This is a genomic window from Clostridium sp. BSD2780061688st1 H5 (assembly GCF_005845155.1).
In the GTDB taxonomy this organism is placed as follows: domain Bacteria; phylum Bacillota; class Clostridia; order Lachnospirales; family Lachnospiraceae; genus Claveliimonas; species Claveliimonas intestinigallinarum.
Genome location: NZ_SPGT01000007.1, coordinates 72,484 through 95,754, shown reverse-complemented (window position 1 = coordinate 95,754; position 23,271 = coordinate 72,484). Strand labels below are relative to the sequence as shown.

The window sequence follows — 23,271 nt, the reverse complement described above, 5'->3', positions numbered from 1 at the left end:
CCTCCTTTAAATTTTATCAAACATTCTACAGTGTGATGTTCTCTCCTTTTAATCCGTTAAACGCGCCCTCGATCTTTGCTTCCTCGTGGGCGATAAGCCACTTATTCTTTGCGGTGATGAGCCTGTCCTCCCCGTCTTTTCCCACAGGGAAGGTCAGGTCCGTGTTGGTGTCCTTAGGCAGCACGACTACCACGCGGAAGCCTTCCTTGTCCCCCACTGTACAGGGAGCGTAGTGAAGCGTTGTGGCATACACCTCTATGGCTGTCCCGGCAGGAACAAGAAATGCCTCCACCTTCGATGTATCGTAGGTGTAATCCGGCTCCACATCCTGCTGCTTTCCGATCAGCAGGATAGCATCCGTCACTGCCACATTGATCTCTGACGAGCGGTGATACTCCAATGCGTTGAGCTTTTTATTGTTTCCATTGCAGTATCCGATCTCGATCGGCAGACCGCCAAACCCACGGTTTTTCAGTTCCTCCGCCACCGGAAGGGTCTCCAGCTCCTCCACAGAGGGCACATAGATGACATCGTCAGCGGGCAGGGGCGTGTGCTCCATCTCCTTTAACAGGCGGCCGAAATCATAGCCTTCCAGCACCTTGCCGTATGCCCTGAAGGACGCATCCGTCACTTTCTGGATCTGCATGTCCATCTCCTCCTTCTTTTATTCACTAAAGTCAGTATATCAACATTTTTTATTGAATACCACCAATTTTTTGTGCTCTTTATGGCAAATTCTTATCTTTTTGCACTCTTCTCTCTGCTATTTTGTATCACATTGTTTTGGGGAAAATAAAAAACAACAACTCACATCATCTGACAGCAGCATATGCCGCTTACACGAAAAGATAAAGATATTTAACAGATACCTGTTTTGGGGCAGGATAAAGCTAAAGAGCCATCCGCTCTTTGATTATGTGTACTTCATTTTCAAGATGTGTAACCCGAAGAAGCAGCAGTTCCTTCTCATTGTCTACTTTCAGCGCGTCATCCAGCTTTCTCGATAAGTCAAGATGTCCCTCCGCAATTATTCTGATCCCGCGGTTTGTCTCGTTCTCCAGCGTGGTCTCGATCCGGGTCAACCTCTGCTTCACTCCACCCATTTCTTCTCTCATGGAACCAATCTCTGACCGCATGGAGCCCATCTCCTGCTTCAGGCCACTGATATCCTGCTTTACATCGCTCATATCCAGCCTGAGTTCACGGATATCTTCACGAAGGGGACTGATTTTTGCTTCCAGCATTTCTCCTATTGAGATCAACAATTCCTGGCTTGTCATATTCTGTTCACCTCCTTGCCGTAAATCTTTTGAGTAAATGGATTATAGCACAGGGAGAGGCAGATGTCCAGCTTCACATAACACATGGATACACAAAAAAGAGAACGGCGGTCTGCAAAACTGCCGTTCCCTCTGCATGTAACATTTGTTCTCTGTTTATCTGGAATTCTTCTTGGACTCCACGTCGAAGATAACAGCCGCCAGAACAACCAGACCCTTTACAACCTTCTGCCAGTTCATGTCGATACCCATGATAGACATACCAAGGTTGATGACACCCATCAGCGTGGCACCGATGATAACGCCGGGGATAGTTCCGCTTCCGCCGTATGCGGATGCGCCGCCGATGAAACAGGATCCGATGGCGTCCATCTCGTAGCTGTCACCGGCTGTCGGGTTAGCAGAGTTCAGACGGGCGATGGTCACCATACCTGCAACTGCTGCCAGAAGTCCCATGTTGGCGTAGGCGAAGAAGTACACCTTGTTTGTGTTGATACCGGAGAGCTGTGCAGCCTTCTCATTTCCACCGATGGCGTACAGGTGACGTCCGATGGTTGTCTTGGATGTGATGTACCCGTAAATGAGGACGATCACAGCGATCCAAAGGAGCATGTTGGGAAGACCCTTGTACTGTGCCAGTCTCCACATAAAGCCGATGATAACAATGCTGATGATAGCGCAGCGGATAATGTCGTTGCTTGCCTTGTTCACCGCGTAGCCCTTCTTGACCTTGGACATTCTTCCCTTGAATGTGATGAAGATAAAGACAGCTGCCGCGATCACACCGATGAGCACACAGGTAATGTTCAGTCCCTGACCTCCGAAGAAGTCAATGATGTAGCTGTTGAACAGGTTCAGGTAGCCCTGGGGCATAGGCGCGATGGTGAAGCCGTCCAGCACGATGTTGGAGAGACCTCTGAACATGAGCATACCTGCCAGAGTTACAACGAATGGAGGGATACGCCTGTAGGCGATCCAGAAGCCCTGCCATACGCCGATGGCCAGTCCTACCGCCAGCATGACAATGATACCGATGAACACATTCATCTTCATGTTAACCATGACCGTAGCGCCCACAGCGCCCACGAAGCAGACTACAGATCCCACGCTCAGATCGATGTTACCGCCTGTCAGGATACAGAGCAGCATACCTGTTGCCAGGATGAATACATACGCGTTCTGCGCGATCAGGTTGTTGACGTTCTGCGGCAGGAGCATCCTTCCGCCTGTCTGCCATGCAAAAAACAATACCACAATGACCAGGACAATGACCATTGTATACTTCTTCAAAAATTCTGATACTTTACTCTTTTCCATAGCTATTCTCCTTTGCTCGATTTCAAGATGCGTGACATGATCAGTTCCTGGGTTGCCTCTTCCCCGCTCAGCTCTCCCACCATCTTTCCTTCATTCATGATGTAGATGCGGTCTGACATGCCGAGGACCTCGGGAAGCTCGGAGGAGATCATGATCACGGATTTCCCCTGCGCCACCAGATCGTTGATGATGCAGTAGATCTCATACTTGGCTCCCACGTCGATACCTCTTGTGGGCTCGTCCAGGATCAGCACATCCGGCTCAGCGAACATCCATTTTGCCAGGAGCACCTTCTGCTGGTTACCACCGCTCAGGTTCCCTACGTTCTGCTCCACTGAGGGGCATTTTGTCCGCAGCTTTTCGCGGTATTCCTCCGCAACGGCGATCTCCTTGTCGTTGTCGATGACGCCGTGGCTGCTGACTCCTTCCAGATTGGCAAGAGTGGTATTGACACGGATAGGATTGCTCAGGATCAGTCCGTTCCCCTTCCGGTCTTCTGTCACGTAGGCCAGTTTATGTTTGATAGCATCCTTTACAGAGTGGAGATGCACTTCTTTTCCATTTATAAACAGCTGTCCGGAAATGTTTTTGCCGTAGCTCTTTCCAAAGATGCTCATGGCCAGCTCGGTACGTCCTGCACCCATCAGTCCGGAGATACCGAGAACCTCTCCCTTTCTCACGTACATGGATACGTTGTCCACGACTTTTCTCTCAGAATACAGCGGGTGATGCACGGTCCAGTTCTTTACCTCCAGGGCCACATCCCCGATATTTTTCTTCTCCCTCTTGGGGAAACGGTCCGTCAGCTCACGGCCAACCATCCCCTTGATGATCCTGTCCTCCGTAAAGGTGTCCTTCTTTTTGTCCAGCGTCTCAATGGTAGAGCCGTCACGGATTACAGTGATTTTATCTGCCACATAGGCAATCTCATTTAATTTGTGTGAGATAATGATCGAAGTCATGCCCTGCTTCTTGAACTCCAGCAGAAGATCCAGGAGCGCCTGGGAATCCTCCTCGTTCAGAGAAGATGTGGGCTCATCGAGAATGAGCAGCTTCGCGTTCTTGGCCAGAGCCTTGGCGATCTCCACAAGCTGCTGCTTGCCGGTTCCAATGTCTTTGATAAGTGTGCGGGAGGACTCTTTCAGTCCTACCTGCTTCAGGTATTTGTCCGCCTCCCCGTATGTTCTGCTCCAGTCGATGGCAAAGGATTTTCCCTGCTCATTTCCCAGATACATATTTTCACCGATCGTCATCTCCGGTACAAGAGCCAGCTCCTGGTGGATGATAACGATGCCTTTTTCTTCGCTGTCTTTGATCTTGTTAAATTTACAAACTTCTCCGTTGTATATGATATCTCCCTCATAGCTGCCGTACGGGTAGATACCGCTTAAGACGTTCATCAGTGTGGATTTCCCGGCTCCGTTCTCACCCACAAGAGCGTGGACCTCGCCCTCCTCCACCTGCAGATTTACATTGTCAAGTGCCTTGACGCCGGGGAAAGTCTTGGTAATATTTTTCATCTCCAACAGGATATTTGCCAATGTTCTCCCTCCCTTTCCTTCATAAAACAGGCGGGCCACTCGTTCCCGCCTGCATTTTCACAAGTTACATTTTCACTCTTACTGAATATCGGATGCCTCATAGTATCCGGAGTCGATCAGCATCTCTTCGTAGTTGTCGATGGTTACAACTGTAGGCTCGCAGAGGTATGTAGGAATGACACCTGTTCCGTTGTCGTAGGACTCTGTATCGTTTACTTCTGCTTCCTCGCCGCCCATGATGGCGTCTACCATCTTAACGGTCTGCTCTGCAAGGAGACGTGTGTCTTTGAATACAGACATTGCCTGCTTGCCGGCTACAATGTTCTTAACGTTCGGCATATCGCAGTCCTGACCTGTGATGATCGGCCACTCGCCTGTGTAGTTTGCCTCAAGAGAGTTCTCAACACCAAGTGCTGTGGAGTCGTTGGAGCAAAGTACAGCGTCAAGCTGCTTGTCTGCGTAGTTGGAGCTTAAGATCGCATCCATTCTGGACTGAGCCTTCTCTGTGGACCAGTCTGCTGTAGCGCACTGCTCTTTTGTCGTCTGTCCGGACTGAACAACCAGCTTTCCTTCGTCAATGTAGGGCTGAAGGACATCCATAGCGCCGCCGAAGAAGAAGTTTACGTTGTTGTCACCCGGGTCACCTGTGAAGATCTCGATATTGAAAGGTCCTGCCTGGTTCTCAAGGTCGAGAGCGTCCACCAGGTACTCGCCCTGCTTCTGGCCAACTAAGTAGTTGTCGAATGTGGCATAGTATTTAACAGCTGTCGTGTTCATGATCAGACGGTCGTAGGAGATAACCGGAATACCCTGCTCCTCTGCTGTTGCCAGAGGTGTTCCGAGAGACTCGCCGTCGATGGAGCCGATAACCAGAAGGTCGCAGCCACCGGAGATCATGTTCTCAATCTGGGAAACCTGTGTGGCGATATCGTTGTTCGCGAACTGAAGGTCAACCTCGTATCCGGCATCCTCCAGCTGTTTCTTCATGTTCTCGCCGTCCTGGTTCCATCTCTGCAGATCCTTTGTCGGCATGGCAACGCCGATCTTTCCTGATCCGGCCTCAGTCTGTTTGTCATCGCTTCCGGAGGTAGCTCCGCCGCTTCCCTCGCTTGAGCATGCAGCCAGAGATGCTGTCATCGCAGCGATCAGGCCGATTGCCAGAAGTCTCTTTGTTCTGTTTTTCATAATATCGTTCCTCCATTCATTTAAGAATTATTTGATGGTATTACTATAACAGGATGTCATCTGGACATGTTTGCAAAGGTCTGCACAAATTTACGAAAATTCAGGTTCAAAAAAGGGACTAGCACATTTTTGTGCTTGTCCCTGTTAAAAATGTCCTATTGACACGTGCTGTTCCCGTCTCTTTTTGTCAGTTTTCTACATTCAGGTATACCTCTTCCCTGGAGTGGAAGCCCGAGGAAATGATCACCCTGTCCATATTCTCCTTTGTCACGGCCACCGGCTCCAGCCCGTAGTAGGGAACCTTCTGTCCATCCTCATTTTCTTTCACGTCGGAAGCATCCAGCAGGTCTCCCGTGATCTGTTCCCCTTTTGCCAGCTTTACGGTGCACTCCGCCGCCTCCTTGGCCAGATCGTTGATGGGCTTGAAGACGGTCATGGCCTGGGTTCCCTCCACGATTCTCTGGCAGGCCTCCAGATCCGCGTCCTGGCCAACCACCACCACATCCCCGGCAAGCTGTCTCTCGCTCAGGGACCGGATCACATAGCCGGCCAGCCCATCGTTTCCGCACATAACCGCATCGATCTGCTCCTCCGTCCCCGCAAAGGCATCCGCCACGGCCTGGGTGCCGTTCTCCGGAGTCCAGGATTTCACATGGCTCTTGTACACGATCTTCCAGGGCCCCTCGCCCAGCTCCGCCTCAAAGCCGTTCACCACGTCCATGCTGTTGGAGTCTGCCTCCGGGCCGCAGATCATGACTACATTTCCTCCATCCGGGAGATTTTCTTTGATGCTCTGGGCCATCAGGGCACCCACCATCTCGTTGTCCACCGTGATGTACAGATCCGTCTGCTCCCCCTGGATGAGCCTGTCGTAGGAGATGACCTGAATTCCCTTGTTTCGGGCGTCCTTGACCTCCTCTGACAGAGCGTAGCAGTCTGTCGCCACAACGACGATGGCGTCCATGTTCTCCTCCGTGAATTTGCGGATCTGTGCCTTCTGCTTCTCCACGTCCCCGTTGGCTGTCTGCACGTCCACTGTGGCTCCCAGCTTCCGGGCCGTGTCCACGAACACATCCCTGTCCCTCGTCCAGCGCTCCAGCACAAAGGTGTCAAAGGTGATGCCGATGCGGATCCCCTCGTCCGTCTCCTTTTCCATCTCCCCGGAGGGCTCCTGGGAGGTCTCCTGAGAGGTGTCCGCGCAGGCGGTCAGAAGGAGACCCGCCGCCGCGATCAGGGCGGCTGCAGCTGCAGCCAGTCTTTTTAGTTTCATCATATAGATACACCCCCTCGGTACTCTGTCGGCGTCATGCCTGTCCACTTTTTAAAAATGCGGCTGAAATAGTTGGGATCCTGGTAGCCCGCGTCATGGCAGATCTCCTTGATGCTCCTGTCGGTGGTCCCCAGCTGCTCCTTGGCGTAATCCATCCGCAGCTTTGTCGTGTACTCTATGTAGCCCGTCCCCTCGGACTCCTTAAAGAGCTTGCTCAGGTAGTAGGGGCTGATCCCCACCTCCCTGGCCATCTCCTCCAGGGACAGCTCCTTGTTAAAATGCTCCGCAATGTACTGCTTTGCCTGCTCCACCACGCTGTCTGTCTTTGTCTGCTGCTTCCGGGCAATGTGGCAGACGCTCTCGTCCAGCTTTTTCAAAAACCAGTGCCGCAGCTCCTGGTAAGAGTTAAAGGAGAGGAGGAGCTCCATATACCCCTCTCTGTCCTCAAACCGGTACTCGGAGAGGCCTCCCTGCATATAGGCAAGATGCTCCGCCCAGAGGACAAACTCCATAGCCTTCAGCCGGACCACGTTCTTCAGCTTCGGCTCGTAGCCCTGCATCCAGTCCATATACCGCTCGCCCAGGATTCGGGTGTTCTCCACATCCCCCTCCCGGACGGCCTCAAAGAGCTGCTTCTCAAGATCAACGGGATAGTCGTCGGCATAGCCGCAGCTCGTGGAGATATCCTTCGCGTGGATCACCTTTCCCACTGTCTGGTGCACGCTCTCCAGGGCCTCACGATAGGACTCCTCCATCTCCTTCCAGCTCTTCACCGTGCCGATACCGGCCTTGAACTTCAGCTCCGTCTGCTGCTCCAGCTTCCGCAGGAGAGCCCGGGTGTTCTCGATCTTCATGACCCGCTGGCTGTACTCCTCCTCCTCGCTCTGACACGGAATAAGCACGATCACCTTGTTGGCCATGAGGGCTCCCACGATTCCTCCGGTGGCCTCCTTTACTGTCTCCCGGAAGACCATGTAATGCTTCTGCAGCTTAATGCCCGAGCCCACCGTGTTGGTCAGCTCTCCTCTGTGCAGCTCATCACCGCACTCGATCACCATGACGTAGCCGTACTCCTCCTCCACGTTGAGGAGGTCCCGGTATCCGACGTACTCCTCCTTGCCGGTTCCCTCCATGAGAACGCTGTACACAAAACCGCTCTCGATCATGGGGACGACGGCCTCCAGCTTTTCCTTGATCCGCAGGTCGTTTCTGGCCTTCTCCCGGCGGTCCCGCACCTGCTTCATGGCCTTTCTCAGGGTGTCCGTCAGCGTATCCCGGTTGATGGGCTTGGTCAGATAGGACAGGACGCCCACGTCGATGGATTTCTGGGTATACTCAAACTTATCATAGGCAGTCAGCACGATAAAGACCACATGCTTGTCTTCCTTTCGTATCTCCTGCATGGCCTCCAGCCCATTGATACCCGGCATCTGGATATCCATCAGGATGATATCCGGGTGAAAGCTCTCAGCCAGCTCTATGGCCGTCCTTCCGTTTCGCGCGAACTCCAGCTCGCACTCATCACCGAAGGCCTTCTCGATCATAAACTGAAGAGATTGCCTGACAATTCCCTCATCGTCACAGATCAGTATTCTCGTCATCCTCTAGCTCCTCCCCTTTCTTCGGAATGTACAGCGTTACCGCCGTTCCCCCCTCTTCTCTTCTCCTGATCTCAAACACATGCTGTCTGCCATAGTAGCTGCGCAGCCGGTTGATCACATTGTCCAGGCCGATTCCCTCCGAGTCCCGGCCGCTCATGCTGTGGACGCTCTCTCCCCGCATGACCTTAGCCGCGGTCTCGGGCTCGATCCCCACTCCGTTGTCCGTGATCTCTATGCACACCTCGGCCTCATTCCCAAAGACAGACAGGTGGATGACTCCCTCACCCTCCATCTCACGGATACCGTGGTTGACAGCATTTTCGATGATGGGCTGCAGGATCATGCTGGGCATGGAAATGTCCAGAAGCCTCTCATCGATCTGTCTGCTGTAGTGGATATCCCCCGCAAACCTTACGTTCAGGATGTAAATGTAGCTGTCCACAAGCTGCAGCTCCTCCCGCAGGGTCACGTCCTTCTCCATCTTCCGGACATTGTACCGGAAGAAATCCGCCATGTTCTGGATGAACATACAGGCCTTCTCTGCCCCCTCCATCATGGCCAGCTGGGCGCCGGCATTCAGACTGTTAAAAAGGAAATGGGGGTTGATCTGTGCCTGCAGGTACTTGAGCTGGGCCTCCTTCAGGTCGTTTTTCATCCGCAGCTCATTGGCCACAAGCTCATTCTCCCTCTCATAGTTTCTCTTTGTCTCTTCTATATAATTGCGGATGCTGCCGATCATCTTGTTGCAGGCCTTGGCCACGGCAGTCACCTCATCGCCGGTCTCCACAATAGGGAAATCCACATCCATATTTCCCTGGGCGATCTCAGTGGCCACGCCCGCCAGCTCGATCAGGGGCTTCGTAATGCTCCTGGTCATCATGATGATCCATCCCACCGCGATCGCCATGACTCCGAAGAGAACGCAGATGCTGAAGCCGGTGGTATAGCTTAAGATCACCCGCAGCGTAGAATAGTTCTTGGCGTTGCTCACAAACGTCGAGGTATTGACGCTGCTTATGTTGGCCTGGATATAGCCGTATATCTCCTCCGTCTCCTGGTAGGACTCGCGGACTCCCGCCGCGTCCCTTCCCCTCTTTCTGTCCACCGCCTCGTCCGCCACCTCCAGATAGGTCTGGGACAGGTAATAGATATTTTTCTCCGCCAGCTTCACCGGATCGCCGCTGACCTGATTGTTCAGTCCGTCCAGAAGCTCCTGATAGTCCTGGCTGTACCGGTAATAGTCCTCCAGGGAGTCCGAGCTCTTTGTGCTCAGATACTGATAGAGAGAATTCTGGATTTCCCCCACGTTCTCTGACAGGTCGTTAAACTGGATATTGCTGTTGTAGACCGTATCCATCTCCCGTATAGTCCTGTTCAGATTATAGTAGATAAAAATCACAATGACAAAAACCGTGACCGACACAATGAGGAATATCTCCACCAGCTTCACACGTATTGACTTTGACTGGGATCCCTCCATCTCTTACTCCCCGCTTTCTTCCTGGATATACTCTTCCACGTTTGCCTCATTGACCAGCTTCACAGACACCGGAAAGTACTCGCTTGTGTATCTCTGGGACAGATACTCCTCCATGGCCTGCATGCACAGCTCCCCTGCCTCCCTGGCATCCACCACAATGGTGGACTCGATGATGCCCTTCTGGATACCCTCCAGTATTTCCGGGGAGGAGTAGTAGCCGATGATCTTCACCTTCCCCACCAGGTTGTAATCCCTGACACACTGGTAGGCGCTGATGGTGTCCACCACATTCAGGCAGACAAGCACATCCGGGCGGCTCTCCTCGTCCAGCAGAAGGCTGCGCACCCGCTCCTCTGACAGGAACTCCCTGTCTTCCCCTGTCCGCACCGTGGACACGGATATAGCTCCGGAGGCACGGCCAACCGTCTCACTGATGCCGGTGTAGATAAAGCTGGGTGAGGTTTCCTCCTCGTTCACCGGCACGAGCACCGCGGCGCTCGCGCTGGTCCTGTCACTTCCCACCGCCTTCAGCACCTCCTGCCCGTACATCTCACCCAGAGTATAATCATTGGCCCCCACGTAGCTGACACGGCCGCTCTCCGGCATATCCTCCATCAGCGTGACGACGGGGATGCCCGCCTCCTCCGCCTGGCCGATCAACTCCTCTATATCCTCCGTGTCGTCCGTCTCCACAATGATCCCGTCCACTCTTGAGTCTATCGCCATGCGCATCAGCTCCGAGGCCGTGTAGTCCTCGTTCAGCAGAGCGCCGAAATTCTCCGCGTAGATGCCGGCACTGGCGCCGGTGCTTCTGGCCTCTTCATAGAGAGACTCCCAGAACACGTCCGATGTATCTCCGCTGACCATGGCCACATGGTAGGCATATCTCTGTCCATCGTCCGCGTCCCCCTTCTTCCCGTCTCTGTCCTGGTTCAGAAACACACTGAATCCGACCATGATACTCAGGGCAAGGAGGACCGTGGCTGCCATGACCACATACATCAGCCGGTTGTTATCTTTAAAATACTTCATTCCCTGTCAGTCCCCTTTTCGAAATCTGCTCGGCAGCACCCCATACTTCTCCCTGAACGCTCTGGAAAAGGACTTGCTGTTTGGGAAGCCGCACCGCACCGCGATCTCCCCTATGGAGAGATCCGTCCTCTCAAGCTGCTCCATGCCGTGCTCCAGGCGGATGCCGTCCAGGTAGGCCTTATAGTTTGTCTTGGCATACTTTCGGAACATCCTGGAGAGATAGGTGGGCGAGTAGCCAAAGGTTCTGGCCAGCGTCTCCAGGGACAGCTCCTTATTATAGTTCTTTTTCATATAATCCGTGATGGCGGACAGGCGGTTCAGCTTTTTCCCAATGCGCACCATCTCCGGATTGACCTCCATCTTCCGGTACTTTGTCACCAAGATGTAGATCAGCATGTAGAACTGGCTCTGTACCTTCAGCTCGTAGCCACATTCCCTGGCCCTGTAGGTCCGGTACATATCCTCGATGAGCTTCATCACCTCGTCGTCCTGGAGCCTGGAGCTGCGGGAAAAATAAATAAACCGCTCATCAGTGTAGTAATTTTCAAACGTAGAGAGCGGTATCTGCAGCACGATAGTCTGGTTTGCCCTTGGCGAAAATACAGAGTGTACCTCGTTGGAATTGACCAGCATAAACTCACCGGGCCTTAAGGGATATTCCTCCTCATTGATGAAGAACGTCAGCTCCCCCTCAAAGAGGGCGAATATCTCTATGGACCGATGCCAGTGCTTCTGCCTTATGTAGTTTCCGTCCTTCCCCTCGAACACAAAAAGCTTGAAGGGGATGTCCTCGTTGGGTCTTATGATCTCGTGGGAATATTCCATAAAAGCACCTCCGGCTGTTTCTGTGAGTCAGTCTATTCTCCTCCCAGGCGCCCTGCGACAAACCAGCCGGCCACAAATGCCACAATGCCCGCGGCAAGTGTGAGGATCGAGAACGTGCTCCAGTCGATCTTGATGAGGATCGCCAGGGGAGACGCCACGATCAGGCCGATGATGGCGTAGTACGCGTGGATCTCTGCCCGGGCAAAAATAAATTCTATGATCTTGGCGATCAGAAAAATTCCCAGCAGCACGCCGATGCCAAAGGGAATCAGTATGCCGCACCGCACCAGAAGCTCCGGCACGTCAAAGGCAAACAGGGCGTCCATAAACTGGTTGATGGTCCGAAGGATCGTATCGTAATAGCCCAGCAGCATCAGCATCATGGAGCCGCTCACACCCGGAATAACCATCGTGGCCGCGGCGATAATCCCCACCAGCAGCAGCTTGATCTCGTTGACCAGGGTAAAGCTCACATCCGCCGCCTTTCCCCCTGTCTCCCCCATGACAGCCATCAGGATGACAATGGCAAAGAACACGAGAAGCGGAATCATCCTGCTGACGGTCGGCCTGTGGCCCTTCACCTTCTGGAAGATAAAGGGAAGGCTGCCGGCGATGAGTCCGCAGAAGGCAAAGTTCGTCGGGATCGGATACACCTCCAGAAGAAACTCGAACACCCTGGACAGGATCACAATGGCAAGCGCCGCCCCTATCAGAATGGGAAGGATCAGCTTCATGCTCTTTCCAAATTCACTCTTCAGATGGGTGATGGCGTGGATCAGCCTGTCGTAAAGTCCCATGGCGACCATCATGGTTCCGCCGCTGACTCCCGGTATGATATTGGCCACTCCGACCACAACTCCCTGTAATATAAGTCTTAACATGTTTTATTCCCCTTTTGAAAGATATTGTTCCAGGAAGGCAAAGAGCTTTTCCATCTCCTCATCCGTTCCCACTGTGATGCGCATGTACTGGCGGATTTTCTCGCTATCCCACCAGCGTACGTAGATGCCCTCTCTCTTCAGCGCCTCAAAGAGCTCCCTCGCGTCGCAGTCCGGATGGGTAGCAAAGAGGAAGTTGGCGCTAGACCTTGTACAGGAAAAGCCAAGGCTTCCAAGCCTCTCCATGGCTCTCTCCCGCGTGGCTTTGATCTTCTCCACCGTCTCCTCAAAATAGGCCCGGTCCTTTACCGCCTCCGCCCCGCACACGAGGGAGGCACGGTTCAGAGTGTAGGAGTTGAATGAGTATTTCACATCGTTCAGATACCGGATCAGCTTCGGATTCGCAATGGCATATCCGATGCGCATGCCCGCCATGGACCGGGACTTGGAGAAGGTCTGGGTCACGATAAGATTGTCGTACCGGTCCACCAGCTCCACAGCCGACGGCCCCGCATAGTCTATGTAGGCCTCGTCCACAATGACGATCACATCCCGGTTGTGGCGAAGGATATCCTCCACAAGCTCCAGATCCTCGTAGAGGGCCGTGGGTGCGTTGGGGTTGGGAAAAATGACGCCCCCGTTCTCCCCGTAGTAGTCCTCCCGAACGATCCGAAACTGCTCATCCACCCTCTTGCACTCATACGGGATGCGGTACAGCTGGGCCCATACCTTGTAGAAGGAGTAGGTGATGTCCGGAAAAAGGATCGGTTTATCCGAGTTGAAAAAGGTGAGGAAGCACAGGGACAGGACATCGTCGGAGCCCACTCCCACGAACACCTGATCTCTTCCCACCTTGTAGAAATCCGCGATGGCGTCCACCAGCACGCTGCAGGCCGGATCCGGATACAGGCGGAAATCCGCCGTGTCAAGCTCCTTAAGAGCCCGCTCCACCCCCGGCGCCGGGGGGTAGGGATTTTCATTTGTATTCAGCTTGACCACCCTCTGCCGGGGCTGCTCACCCGGCACGTAGGGTTCCACTTTCCGTATATTTCGCTCAAATGCTTCCATGCGTTGTCCGTCCTCTCTAGAAATACTCTTTGGCCAGCTCCCTGAACCCCGGAAGCGAATTCACAATGGTCTCGTGGGACACGCAGTAGGCCAGCCGCACGTAGCCCGGGCAGGCAAAGGAGCTTCCCGGCACCATGAGGATGTGGTATTTCTTGGCCGCCGCGCAGAATTCCTTCTCATCCTCCACCGGAGATTTTACAAAGAGGTAGAAGGCCCCCTCCGGCTTGATGCACTCAAAGCCGCACTCCTTCAGGCCGCCGTAGAGAGTCTCCCGGTTCCTGTCGTAGAAGGAGATGTCTGTCTCCTCGTCGATGCACTTTGCCACCACCTTCTGCTGCAGAGTGGGGGCGTTCACAAATCCCAGGATGCGGGTGGCCACATTGGCGGCAGAGAGCACGGTCTCGCTGTCCGTCACCTCGTCCGGGATGACCAGGTAGCCGATCCGCTCTCCCGGCAGGGACAGGGACTTGCTGTAGGAATAGCCGACAATCGTGTTGGCGTAGTATTTCGTCAGATAGGGAACCTCCACTTTGTCGTACACCAGCTCACGGTAAGGCTCATCGGAGATGAGGTAAATATCTGTTCCGAACTCCTTCTGCTTTGCCTCCATGATGGCCGCCAGCCTTTTGATGGTATCCTCAGAGTACACGACACCGGTTGGGTTGTTGGGGGTGTTGACAATAACCGCCTTTGTCTTCGGGGTGATCTTTGTCTCGAACTCGTCCAGTTTGGGCTGGAAGGTGGCTGTGTCGGGAGATACTTCTACGAGAACTCCGTCATAGTTGTTCGTGTAGGAGCGGTACTCTCCAAAGTAGGGCGCAAAGGTAATGACCTCGTCCCCCGGGTTCAGCAATGTCTTCAGGATCACGTTGAGCCCCCCTGCTGCCCCAACGGTCATGATTATGTTTTTTCCCTCAAAGGAGGTTCCGAAACGCCGGTTCAAGGACTGGGCCACTGTCTCTCTCACGTCCGCGTAGCCGCTGTTGCTGTTGGTGTAGCCGTGGAGCACCACCGGGTCCTCCTCATCAAGAAGCTCGATAATCGCCTTCTTCACAGAGGCGGGAGCCGGCACATTGGGGTTGCCCAGGCTGAAATCATACACGTTCTCCGCACCATACAGCTCTGCCATCCTTGTGCCCTCCTCGAACATGGCGCGGATAGCCGAGCTGTTGGCCACCATTCCCTTCATCTTATCTGCGATCATTTCTTTTTCCTCCTTATCCTGCACAGGCAGCGTCCGCCTCCCCGGCGGCGCCGTCCCTATTTTTTTTCTGTCACAACGCCCTTTTCCACCATGAACACAGGCCGATAGGAGCGCTTTGCCTTGCGAAGCCCCTCGTCCCCCGTGTCTTCTTCACGGTTGACATACCTGTAATCCATGCACTCGTGCTCCACAAACTGCTGATTGATCATGGTGTAGGCGCCCTGCACATCCGGGAAGGCCTTCTCGATGTGCACCACAAAGGTGTCCGAACAGACCGGCTCCCCGATGGTGAATGCCACGATCCGGCCATCCACCCTGAGGATACCCCCTGTCAGCTCCAGCTCCCTGAAAAGCCGCAGGGAATTCAAAGTGACGCACATCTCGGAGTTCTTCTCCGGGTCGTCGTCACAGCCGTTCTGGTTCCTCCACTTCAGCGCCATCTGGAAGCACTCCTCCACATTGTCGCCTGACATGGTCTCATAGCTCCACCGCCCTTCGTAGAGAGACTTGAACTTGTTGATGTGGTTCCGCTTGCCGTGAAGCTTCTTGCCCGCCAGAGTGCACAGCTTCTCCGACTCGTACACATAGTCCGCAATGTCCTCGTTGTACTCAATCTGGAAGCGTCCCGGATACCAGCCCTCTATCTGGTCAAAGTGGTCCGGCGTCACATTGTACAGCCGGAAGGGCACGCCCCGCTCCTGGCTGTACTCATACAGCCTGTCCAGAGCTTTCCTTACGTTGCCCGCCTCTCCCGCCGGGTAGGCGAAGGCAAAGCTGTCCTCATCCTCGCTCTTGAAGACGAGGGTGTCCTCAATGATGGCAAAGGTCACATTGTAAAACCTTGCCCAGAGAAATACATTCACAAAGGTCCGCTCACAGCTGCGGCTGGTGTGATGCTTAAAATAATGGGAAATCACTTCCTTGTCCTCCAGCTGGGGCCTCTTAAAATCAAATTCCAACATACAATATCAGTCCTTATTCTCCTTAAACTCTGTCTATTCTTCGTTCATATTCGCCAGCTTGGCCGCCTGGTCCGCCGCGATCAGGCTGTCGATGATCTCGTCCAGATCCCCGTTCATCACACTGTCCAGCTTGTGGAGGGTAAGCTTGATCCGGTGGTCTGTCACTCGTCCCTGGGGGAAGTTGTAGGTCCGGATCTTCTCGGACCGGTCCCCTGTGCCGATCTGACTTCTGCGGGCCTCCGCCTGGGATGCCTGCTGCTTCTCCAGCTCCAGGTCATAGAGCTTGGATCTCAGGAGCCGGAAGGCCTTCTCCTTGTTCTGGAGCTGGGACTTCTCTGTCTGGCTGTAGATCACGATGCCTGTGGGGTAGTGGGTCAGACGGACAGCCGAGTCCGTGGTGTTGACGCACTGTCCGCCGTTTCCGGAGGCTCGCATGACGTCGATGCGGATATCCTTCTCATCGATGACCACGTCCACATCCTCCGCCTCGGGCATGATGGCCACGGTGATGGTGGATGTGTGAATGCGGCCGCCGCTCTCTGTCTCCGGCACCCTCTGCACACGGTGGACGCCGCTCTCGTACTTCAGCCTGGAGTAGGCCCCCTGGCCGGTGATCATAAAGACCACCTCCTTGAAGCCGCCGATGCCGTTCTCATTGACAGAGATCAGCTCTGTCTTCCACCTGCGGCTCTCCGCGTAGTGGACGTACATGCGGTAGATCTCGGCTGCGAAGAGAGCCGCCTCATCGCCGCCCGCTCCGGCGCGGATCTCCACGATAACGTTCTTGTCATCGTTGGGGTCCTTGGGGAGAAGGAGGATCTTCAGCTTCTGCTCCAGCTCCTCCACTCTGGCCTTGGACTCACTCAGCTCCTCCTTGGCCAGCTCCTTCATCTCCTCGTCTGTCTCTTCCTCCAGCATCACCAGGCTGTCCTCGATGGCCTGGTTGTTTGCCTTGTACTCTTTATATGCCTCCACAATAGGGGCCAGGTCATTCTGCTCCTTCATCAGCTTCCGGAAGCGGTCCTGATTGTCCGCCACGCCCGGCTCTGACAGCTCGTTCATGATTTCCTCATAGCGCACGAGCAGATCGTCCAATTTATCAAACATGTTCTCTCCTCCTACTATTCATTGCACTTTATTTATTGTACATGCCCATGACAACACGGTCAAGTCCGGCCAGATCCTTTTTCCCCTGGATGCAGGTAAATCCGGCCTCCGCAAGGAGCCGGGACACGTCCTTACTCTGGTCATGTCCGACCTCCAGGAGAACCCATCCGCCCCGCTTCAGATGCCGGCCCGCCTCATCGGCAATCCGGCGATAGAAGTAAAGGCCGTCCTCGTGGCCGTCCAGGGCGATGTAGGGGTCGTGCAGCCGCACTTCCTCCTGCAGCCCCTCTATGACGCCGCGCCTGATGTAGGGCGGGTTGGACACGATCATGTCGTAGGAGCCTTCGATCCTCTCAAAAAGGTCACTGTGTATCAGGCGTACCTGCGCCCCCAGCGCCCGGCAGTTCTCCCTCGCTGTGTCAAGGGCCTCCGCCGAGATGTCTGCCGCGTCAAAACAGCGATCCGGGAACACCTTCCCCTGCTTTTTTCCTATTAAATAGAGGCTGGCGGCGATGCACCCGGAACCGGTGCAAAGATCCAGTACCTCCATCTCCGGCTCCAGCTTCTCCAGAGCGCACTCCACCAACGTCTCCGTGTCCTGCCTTGGGATCAGCACGTGCTCATTGACACGGAAGGGATATCCCATGAATTCCTGCTGCCCGTTGATGTGCTGCAGAGGGATCCTGGCGGCCCGCTTCTCCACCGCCTCGTGGTAGGCCCGCACTTTCTCCTCCGGCAGCACCTGGAAGGGATCCATCATGTAGTCCTGGACAGTGATGCCGGCGGCATACTCCAGAAGAAGTCTGGCGTCCAGGTGCGCCTCCTCGATCCCGGCCTCAAACAGCTTTTCCGCCGCCTCCCTCACAAGGGCCCTAAGCTGCCCGGTCTGTGCCAAAGTTTTCTCTCTCATATTCCCTCCAGTCAAAGACAGCCTCCACCGCCTGGATGGCCACCTCGATCATACTGTCATCCGGCTCCTTTGTGGTCAGTCTCTGTATGCCAAGTCCCGGCATGCTGAGCAGATTAATGACCGGATTGTCTGAATTTCCCGCGGCCTTGAGCACCTCGTAGGAAATCCCCGCGATGACCGGCAGAAGGGCGATGCGCACGGCCCCCCGCATGACCGGGGACTCCACCTGGACGAGGAGCAGCAGGATGATGCTGATCAGCAGGACAAAGAAGAGAAAGCTGGTGCCGCATCTCTTGTGCTGCCTGGAGCTGATCCGCACGTTCTCCACCGTCAGGGGAAGGCCGTGCTCAATGCAGTTGATGCACTTGTGCTCCGCCCCGTGGTACATAAAGGTGCGCTGGATATCCTCCGTCCTGGAAATGAGGAGGATATAGACGATAAAGATACCGATGCGCACGAAGCCTTCGATCACGGTTCGCACATGATAGGAGGGGACAAGGGGCTCCAAAAGTCCGGACAGGAAATAGGGAAGCACCATGAAGATGCCCACCGCCAACACAACGGAGAAAGCCACAACGCCCCGCATGATCCACTTTTCCTGTCTCTCCTTTTGCTCCTCCTGGTCCTTTGTCAGCTCCTTTTTCTCTTCCTCCTCGTCCTCAAAAAAGCTGGCCGACCAGGTGAGGGTCTTCATCCCCAGCACAAGGGAATCTACAAAATTGAAAATCCCCCGGATAAAGGGAACCCTTGCCAGGGCGCCCACTCTGCCGGCGATCCCCGTGTAGCGGTCCCGGCTCACCTCGATCTGTCCGTCCGGCTTCCTCACCGCCACGGCATACTCCTCTCTGTGCTTCATCATGATCCCTTCCAGGACCGCCTGGCCGCCTATATTCGAAGATTTCATAGATGTCCTCCTTAATTCCTGCTATGAAAAAGGGTTGAGATCGTAAAATCTCAACCCTTTCACTGTCATCTTATTTGTCCAGGCCGTATTTCTTGTTGAACTTATCTACACGTCCGCGAGCCTGAGCGGCTTTCTGCTGTCCTGTGTAGAACGGATGGCACTTGGAGCAGATTTCTACGTGGATATCTTCTTTTGTAGAACCGGTCACAAATGTGTTTCCACAGTTGCATGTTACAGTTGCCTGATAGTAAGCTGGATGTATTCCTTCTTTCATTGCCTTTCACCTCTTCTTTATTCTCTCGCGCCAGAGCGCAATAATCTTATTCTTTTTCTAAACAGCTCTGTAATTGTATCACAAAACTTTACTCTTGTCTAGATTATTTTTGTCTTTTTTACAAGCTGCACAAGCTCCCTGTTGGACCGGGTGCGTGTGAACATGTTGAGGATATTGTCTACGGCCTCCTCCGCCCTCATGCCGTTGAGAGCACGGCGCATGGATGTGACGGCCTCCTGCTCTTCCCTTGAAAGAAGCAGATCCTCCCGCCTTGTGCCGGACTGGGGAATGTCGATAGCCGGGAACATACGCCTCTCAGACAGCTTTCTGTCCAGCACAAGCTCCATGTTTCCTGTTCCCTTGAACTCCTCGTAGATCACATCGTCCATCTTGCTTCCCGTGTCCACAAGGGCTGTGGCCAGGATCGTCAGGCTTCCGCCCTCCCGGATGTTTCTGGCCGCTCCGAAGAACCTCTTGGGCATGTGCAGGGCCGCCGGATCCAGACCTCCGGAGAGGGTGCGCCCTGAAGGCGGCACGATCAGGTTGTAGGCCCTGGCCAGCCTGGTGATGCTGTCCAGAAGGATCATCACGTCCTTGCCGTGCTCCACAAGCCTCTTGGCCCGCTCGATCACCATCTCGGACACCCTCTTGTGGTGATCCGGCAGCTCATCAAAGGTGGAGTAGATGACCTCCACGTTCTTTCCCGCGATGGTCTCCTTGATGTCTGTCACCTCCTCGGGGCGCTCGTCGATGAGGAGGATGAGCAGATGGATCTCCGGATTATTCCTCTTGACAGAGAGGGCCACCTCCTTGAGGAGGGTAGTCTTTCCTGCCTTCGGCGGGGACACGATCATACCTCTCTGCCCTTTTCCGATGGGGGAGAGCAGATCCATGATACGCATGGCTGTGCTGCTCATGCCGCTCTCAAGGGACAGCCGCTCGTTGGGGAAGATGGGGGTCAGATCCTCAAAGTTGGGCCTTCTGGCCGCCACGGCGGGATGGATATCATTGATCCTGGACAGGTACAGAAGAGCGCTGAATTTCTCCTGCTGTGTCTTGATCCTCGTGTTTCCCTCCAGGATATCCCCGGTCTTCAGATTAAATCTGCGGATCTGGGAGGGGGACACGTACACGTCGTTGTCCCCGGGCAGATAGTTCTCGCACCGGATGAAACCGTACCCGTCGGGCATGACCTCCAGGATGCCGTGGGCTGTAATGCCGCTGTCCAGGCGGTCTATGTCATGGATCTCCCGGTCTCCCGTGTTGGCGGACAGCTCTTTTACATTGTCCTCAGTCAGCTTCACCTGGTTCATATCAGAGTGGTTTGCGTTCACATTTTTCATATTTTTGCGATGCCCCTCCTGGCGGTGCTGATCAGACCTCTCATGCCTGTCCCCCCGCGAGGCGCTTCTGTTCTCCGCAGGTCTGTCGGCAGATTTCTCCTCCGCCTTCTCCGCTTTCTGTTTATCCTTTTCATCCTCCTCAAGCATACGCTCGATAAGCTCCGCCTTCTTCAGGCCGGAGATACCTTTCAGTCCTCTCGCTTTCGCAAGATCCTTCAGCGTGGCAAGGGAAAGAGACTCATATTTTTCTCGCATATAAACTAATCCTTTCTTTCACTGTTTGTTTATCTTTATGTTTTCGGGATTGTTAGTCTGACTTGACCGAACTGAAATATAGGCTTATTATACAATACCTTTCCCGATTTTTAAACCCCCAATTTTATAGAAATGTTTTTTATTGCGCCGCAAATAAATGAATGTTATGATTATAAGCGGTATAAAAAGACGAAAAGAAGAAGGTGGAATTCATATGACATTACAGGAAAAAGCCCTTGAAATGCACAGAGAATGGAACGGAAAGCTGGAGACGACGGCCAAGGCCCACGTCAGCTCCCGGGAGGATCTGTCCATCGCCTACACACCTGGCGTGGCGGAGCCCTGCAAAGTGATCGCAGAGAACAAGGAGGCGGCCTACACTTACACCATGAAGGCCAACACAGTGGCCGTGGTGTCTGACGGGAGCGCGGTCCTTGGTCTCGGAAACATTGGCGCCCTGGCAGCCATGCCCGTCATGGAGGGGAAGGCAGTCCTCTTCAAGGAGTTCGGCGGCGTCAACGCGGTGCCCATCTGCCTGGACACCCAGGACACGGAGGAGATCATCAAAACAGTGGTCAACATCGCCCCCGCCTTCGGCGGCATCAACCTGGAGGACATCAGTGCCCCCCGCTGCTTTGAGATCGAGTCCCGCTTAAAAGAGCTCCTTAATATCCCGGTGTTCCACGATGACCAGCACGGGACAGCTATCGTAGTGCTGGCAGGTATCATCAACGCCATGAAAGTGACGGGAAAGAAAAAGGAAGACGTGCAGGTGGTAGTGAACGGCGCCGGAAGCGCCGGCGTGGCCATCACCAAGCTGCTCCTCACCTACGGCTTCCCCCATGTGACCATGTGCGATATTAACGGCATCATCGGGGAGCACTCTGAAAATCTCAACTGGATGCAAAAGGAGATGGCCAAGGTCACCAACCTGGAAAAGAAGACCGGCACACTGGCAGACGCTCTCAAAGGAGCCGACATCTTCGTGGGCGTGTCCGCACCCGGCATCGTGACACAGGAGATGGTGGCGTCCATGAACAAGGACTCTATCCTCTTTGCCATGGCAAACCCGGTTCCGGAGATCATGCCGGATCTGGCCAAGGAGGCCGGCGCGAGAGTCGTGGGAACAGGCCGCTCTGACTTCCCCAATCAGGTCAACAACGTAGTCGCCTTCCCGGGCATCTTCAAGGGAGCTCTGGAGGGGCGGGCCACCCAGATCACGGAGGAGATGAAGCTGGCCGCCGCCCACGCCATCGCAGGCCTGGTGCCGGACGAGGAGCTGAGCGAGGACAACATCCTTCCGGAGGCCTTTGACCCCCGCGTGGCAGACGTGGTGAGCAGAGCCGTAAAGGAACTGATCTAGTGGAAAATCTGACGGAAGCTCTGGCGAGAAAGCCCGTATACTGGAGCGGCAGGCCCTACCACAGCCTGGACTACCACATCCGGCAGACCTTCGGGGAAAAGCTCTACAAGATCTCCCTGGACGCCGGTCTCACCTGCCCCAACCGGGACGGCACCCTGGGCGAGAGGGGCTGCATCTTCTGCAGCCAGGGTGGCTCCGGGGATTTCGCCTCGGACCGGCGCCTGTCCATCACGGAGCAGATCGAGTCCGGGAAGCAGCAGTCAGCCGGAAAATTTAAAGGAAGCGGCTACATCGCCTACTTCCAGGCCTACACCAACACCTACGGGCCTGTGTCCCGGCTGCGCCGCCTCTTCCTGGAGGCGGCCTCCCACCCGGATATCCGGGCCCTCTCCATCGCCACCAGGCCGGACTGCCTGGGACATAAGGTGCTGGAGCTCCTCAAAGAGGTAAACCAGATCAAGCCGGTGTGGGTGGAGCTTGGCCTGCAGACCATCCACGAGAGGACTGCCGCCTTCATCCGCAGAGGCTACACATTTCCCGTGTTTGAGCAGGCTGTCCGGGACCTGCGGGCCGCCGGGCTGGATGTGATCGTCCACGTGATCCTCTTTCTCCCGGGGGAGACGCAGGAAGATATGTACCAGACCATCCGTCAGCTGAACCGGATGGATATCCAGGGCATAAAGCTGCAGCTTCTGCATATTTTAAAAGGGACAGATCTGGCTGGCTTCTATGAGTCGCACCCCTTTTTCATCCCCTGCATGGAGGACTATTTCCGGGTGCTGGGGGGCTGCCTTGGCATGCTGCGCCCCGACATCGTCATCCACAGGCTCACGGGAGACGGTCCAAAGGAGCTTCTCATCGCACCCCTGTGGACCGGAAACAAGCGGTACGTGCTGAACCAGTTCCACGCCTATCTGAAACGCCAGCATATCTGGCAGGGAAGGAGTTATATACATGTCTGAACCATTTACACTATACAAGCTGATCATACTGTACATGCTGGACAAAGTGGATTTTCCGCTGACAAACGCCCAGATCTCCGGGTTTATCCTGGACAAGGGCTACACCACCTACTTCAAACTCCAGCAGGCTCTTTCCGAGCTGACTGAGTCCGGATTTATCCGGGAGGAGGCGACCCACAGCAGGACCTTCTACCATCTGACTGAGGACGGCGAGGAGACCATCCACTTCTTCCGGAACAAGATCTCCGATGCCATCCAGAAGGACATCAACGAATTCCTGAAGGAAAAGCACTATGAGCTGAAAAATGAAGTGTCCGTGAAGTCCGACTATTTCCCCGGCTCCGGCGCGGAATTCACGGTCCGCTGCCAGGTCATCGAGAACAACCAGCCTCTCATCGACCTGACCCTGACCGTCCCCTCTGAGGCGGAGGCGGAGACTATCTCCAACAACTGGAGTAAAAAAAACCAGGAGATCTATGCACTCATCATGCAAAATCTCCTGTAAAGCAT

General features: G+C 54.5%; 22 protein-coding genes. 3 read left to right on the top strand and 19 right to left on the bottom strand.

Features of this window, described 5'->3' with window-relative positions:
* Positions 1–25: 25 nt before the first annotated feature.
* From FGQ86_RS06345 to rho, 19 genes are all read right to left on the bottom strand, one after another.
* Entirely contained in the window at positions 26–646 is a 621-nt protein-coding gene (locus tag FGQ86_RS06345) for a DUF4867 family protein (RefSeq protein WP_033124272.1), read from the bottom strand.
* Between the two features lie 244 nt (positions 647–890).
* On the bottom strand, positions 891–1,244 hold the full coding sequence (locus tag FGQ86_RS06340; protein WP_171031520.1) for a hypothetical protein: 354 nt from the start codon (positions 1,242–1,244) through the stop codon (positions 891–893).
* A gap of 192 nt (positions 1,245–1,436) precedes the next feature.
* A complete protein-coding gene (gene mmsB, locus FGQ86_RS06335; RefSeq protein ID WP_033124274.1) occupies positions 1,437–2,597 on the bottom strand; it encodes a multiple monosaccharide ABC transporter permease in 1,161 nt (386 codons plus the stop codon).
* Between the two features lie 2 nt (positions 2,598–2,599).
* A complete protein-coding gene (gene mmsA / locus FGQ86_RS06330) occupies positions 2,600–4,138 on the bottom strand; it encodes a multiple monosaccharide ABC transporter ATP-binding protein (RefSeq protein ID WP_033124275.1) in 1,539 nt (512 codons plus the stop codon).
* Positions 4,139–4,216: 78 nt separating this feature from the next.
* Complete coding sequence (gene chvE, locus FGQ86_RS06325) at positions 4,217–5,323, bottom strand: multiple monosaccharide ABC transporter substrate-binding protein (protein ID WP_033124276.1); 1,107 nt, start codon at positions 5,321–5,323, stop codon at positions 4,217–4,219.
* Positions 5,324–5,510: 187 nt separating this feature from the next.
* Positions 5,511–6,596 (bottom strand): substrate-binding domain-containing protein, encoded by a 1,086-nt coding sequence (locus FGQ86_RS06320; protein WP_052083733.1) that lies wholly within the window; start codon positions 6,594–6,596, stop codon positions 5,511–5,513.
* The gene (locus FGQ86_RS06315) at positions 6,593–8,194 is read right to left on the bottom strand and encodes a response regulator (protein WP_033124277.1); all 1,602 of its coding nucleotides are present in this window, start codon (positions 8,192–8,194) and stop codon (positions 6,593–6,595) included. The genes FGQ86_RS06320 and FGQ86_RS06315 overlap by 4 nt, the downstream gene beginning before the upstream one ends.
* Positions 8,172–9,674 carry a histidine kinase gene (locus FGQ86_RS06310; protein ID WP_033124278.1) on the bottom strand — a complete coding sequence of 501 codons (1,503 nt, stop codon included), beginning with the start codon at positions 9,672–9,674 and terminating at the stop codon, positions 8,172–8,174. The genes FGQ86_RS06315 and FGQ86_RS06310 overlap by 23 nt, the downstream gene beginning before the upstream one ends.
* A gap of 3 nt (positions 9,675–9,677) precedes the next feature.
* The gene (locus FGQ86_RS06305) at positions 9,678–10,706 is read right to left on the bottom strand and encodes a substrate-binding domain-containing protein (protein ID WP_138303240.1); all 1,029 of its coding nucleotides are present in this window, start codon (positions 10,704–10,706) and stop codon (positions 9,678–9,680) included.
* Positions 10,707–10,712: 6 nt separating this feature from the next.
* Positions 10,713–11,531, bottom strand: a complete 819-nt coding sequence (locus tag FGQ86_RS06300; RefSeq protein WP_138303239.1) for an AraC family transcriptional regulator — start codon at positions 11,529–11,531, stop codon at positions 10,713–10,715.
* 32 nt (positions 11,532–11,563) lie between these two features.
* Positions 11,564–12,412, bottom strand: coding sequence for a DUF368 domain-containing protein (locus FGQ86_RS06295; RefSeq protein ID WP_138303238.1), 849 nt, complete (start codon positions 12,410–12,412; stop codon positions 11,564–11,566).
* A 3-nt stretch (positions 12,413–12,415) separates the two neighbouring features.
* The gene (hisC, locus tag FGQ86_RS06290; protein ID WP_138303237.1) at positions 12,416–13,477 is read right to left on the bottom strand and encodes a histidinol-phosphate transaminase; all 1,062 of its coding nucleotides are present in this window, start codon (positions 13,475–13,477) and stop codon (positions 12,416–12,418) included.
* Between the two features lie 16 nt (positions 13,478–13,493).
* Entirely contained in the window at positions 13,494–14,681 is a 1,188-nt protein-coding gene (locus FGQ86_RS06285) for a pyridoxal phosphate-dependent aminotransferase (protein ID WP_138303236.1), read from the bottom strand.
* A 56-nt stretch (positions 14,682–14,737) separates the two neighbouring features.
* Positions 14,738–15,643 carry a phosphatidylglycerol lysyltransferase domain-containing protein gene (locus FGQ86_RS06280; protein ID WP_138303235.1) on the bottom strand — a complete coding sequence of 302 codons (906 nt, stop codon included), beginning with the start codon at positions 15,641–15,643 and terminating at the stop codon, positions 14,738–14,740.
* A gap of 33 nt (positions 15,644–15,676) precedes the next feature.
* Positions 15,677–16,750 (bottom strand): peptide chain release factor 1, encoded by a 1,074-nt coding sequence (gene prfA, locus FGQ86_RS06275; RefSeq protein WP_033124285.1) that lies wholly within the window; start codon positions 16,748–16,750, stop codon positions 15,677–15,679.
* 28 nt (positions 16,751–16,778) lie between these two features.
* A complete protein-coding gene (prmC, locus tag FGQ86_RS06270) occupies positions 16,779–17,660 on the bottom strand; it encodes a peptide chain release factor N(5)-glutamine methyltransferase (RefSeq protein ID WP_138303234.1) in 882 nt (293 codons plus the stop codon).
* Complete coding sequence (locus tag FGQ86_RS06265) at positions 17,623–18,564, bottom strand: DUF1385 domain-containing protein (protein ID WP_033124287.1); 942 nt, start codon at positions 18,562–18,564, stop codon at positions 17,623–17,625. Before FGQ86_RS06265 ends, prmC begins: the two co-directional genes overlap by 38 nt.
* Before the next feature lie 70 nt (positions 18,565–18,634).
* A complete protein-coding gene (rpmE, locus tag FGQ86_RS06260) occupies positions 18,635–18,838 on the bottom strand; it encodes a 50S ribosomal protein L31 (RefSeq protein ID WP_033124288.1) in 204 nt (67 codons plus the stop codon).
* Positions 18,839–18,936: 98 nt separating this feature from the next.
* A complete protein-coding gene (gene rho / locus FGQ86_RS06255; RefSeq protein ID WP_138303233.1) occupies positions 18,937–20,436 on the bottom strand; it encodes a transcription termination factor Rho in 1,500 nt (499 codons plus the stop codon).
* A gap of 214 nt (positions 20,437–20,650) precedes the next feature.
* On the opposite strand from rho, the gene FGQ86_RS06250 reads away from it, so the two are divergent.
* Genes FGQ86_RS06250 through FGQ86_RS06240 form a run of 3 tightly spaced genes read left to right on the top strand, consistent with a single transcriptional unit; the run spans position 20,651 to position 23,266 of the window.
* Positions 20,651–21,799 (top strand): NADP-dependent malic enzyme, encoded by a 1,149-nt coding sequence (locus FGQ86_RS06250; protein WP_138303232.1) that lies wholly within the window; start codon positions 20,651–20,653, stop codon positions 21,797–21,799.
* The gene (locus FGQ86_RS06245) at positions 21,799–22,761 is read left to right on the top strand and encodes a TIGR01212 family radical SAM protein (protein WP_347562484.1); all 963 of its coding nucleotides are present in this window, start codon (positions 21,799–21,801) and stop codon (positions 22,759–22,761) included. The genes FGQ86_RS06250 and FGQ86_RS06245 overlap by 1 nt, the downstream gene beginning before the upstream one ends.
* Entirely contained in the window at positions 22,754–23,266 is a 513-nt protein-coding gene (locus tag FGQ86_RS06240; RefSeq protein ID WP_138303231.1) for a DUF4364 family protein, read from the top strand. Before FGQ86_RS06245 ends, FGQ86_RS06240 begins: the two co-directional genes overlap by 8 nt.
* Positions 23,267–23,271 lie beyond the last annotated feature (5 nt).

Excerpts from the sequence above, each read along its gene's own strand:
- FGQ86_RS06320 (WP_052083733.1), bottom strand. The coding sequence starts at position 6,596 with ATGATGAAACTAAAAAGACTGGCTGCAGCTGCAGCCGCCCTGATCGCG.
- FGQ86_RS06315 (WP_033124277.1), bottom strand. The coding sequence starts at position 8,194 with ATGACGAGAATACTGATCTGTGACGATGAGGGAATTGTCAGGCAATCT.
- chvE (WP_033124276.1), bottom strand. The coding sequence starts at position 5,323 with ATGAAAAACAGAACAAAGAGACTTCTGGCAATCGGCCTGATCGCTGCG.
- FGQ86_RS06300 (WP_138303239.1), bottom strand. The coding sequence starts at position 11,531 with ATGGAATATTCCCACGAGATCATAAGACCCAACGAGGACATCCCCTTC.
- FGQ86_RS06285 (WP_138303236.1), bottom strand. The coding sequence starts at position 14,681 with ATGATCGCAGATAAGATGAAGGGAATGGTGGCCAACAGCTCGGCTATC.
- FGQ86_RS06295 (WP_138303238.1), bottom strand. The coding sequence starts at position 12,412 with ATGTTAAGACTTATATTACAGGGAGTTGTGGTCGGAGTGGCCAATATC.
- FGQ86_RS06305 (WP_138303240.1), bottom strand. The coding sequence starts at position 10,706 with ATGAAGTATTTTAAAGATAACAACCGGCTGATGTATGTGGTCATGGCA.
- hisC (WP_138303237.1), bottom strand. The coding sequence starts at position 13,477 with ATGGAAGCATTTGAGCGAAATATACGGAAAGTGGAACCCTACGTGCCG.
- FGQ86_RS06240 (WP_138303231.1), top strand. The coding sequence starts at position 22,754 with ATGTCTGAACCATTTACACTATACAAGCTGATCATACTGTACATGCTG.
- mmsB (WP_033124274.1), bottom strand. The coding sequence starts at position 2,597 with ATGGAAAAGAGTAAAGTATCAGAATTTTTGAAGAAGTATACAATGGTC.
- FGQ86_RS06340 (WP_171031520.1), bottom strand. The coding sequence starts at position 1,244 with ATGCTGGAAGCAAAAATCAGTCCCCTTCGTGAAGATATCCGTGAACTC.
- FGQ86_RS06265 (WP_033124287.1), bottom strand. The coding sequence starts at position 18,564 with ATGAAATCTTCGAATATAGGCGGCCAGGCGGTCCTGGAAGGGATCATG.
- FGQ86_RS06280 (WP_138303235.1), bottom strand. The coding sequence starts at position 15,643 with ATGTTGGAATTTGATTTTAAGAGGCCCCAGCTGGAGGACAAGGAAGTG.
- FGQ86_RS06310 (WP_033124278.1), bottom strand. The coding sequence starts at position 9,674 with ATGGAGGGATCCCAGTCAAAGTCAATACGTGTGAAGCTGGTGGAGATA.
- FGQ86_RS06250 (WP_138303232.1), top strand. The coding sequence starts at position 20,651 with ATGACATTACAGGAAAAAGCCCTTGAAATGCACAGAGAATGGAACGGA.
- rho (WP_138303233.1), bottom strand. The coding sequence starts at position 20,436 with ATGCGAGAAAAATATGAGTCTCTTTCCCTTGCCACGCTGAAGGATCTT.
- prfA (WP_033124285.1), bottom strand. The coding sequence starts at position 16,750 with ATGTTTGATAAATTGGACGATCTGCTCGTGCGCTATGAGGAAATCATG.
- FGQ86_RS06345 (WP_033124272.1), bottom strand. The coding sequence starts at position 646 with ATGCAGATCCAGAAAGTGACGGATGCGTCCTTCAGGGCATACGGCAAG.
- rpmE (WP_033124288.1), bottom strand. The coding sequence starts at position 18,838 with ATGAAAGAAGGAATACATCCAGCTTACTATCAGGCAACTGTAACATGC.
- prmC (WP_138303234.1), bottom strand. The coding sequence starts at position 17,660 with ATGAGAGAGAAAACTTTGGCACAGACCGGGCAGCTTAGGGCCCTTGTG.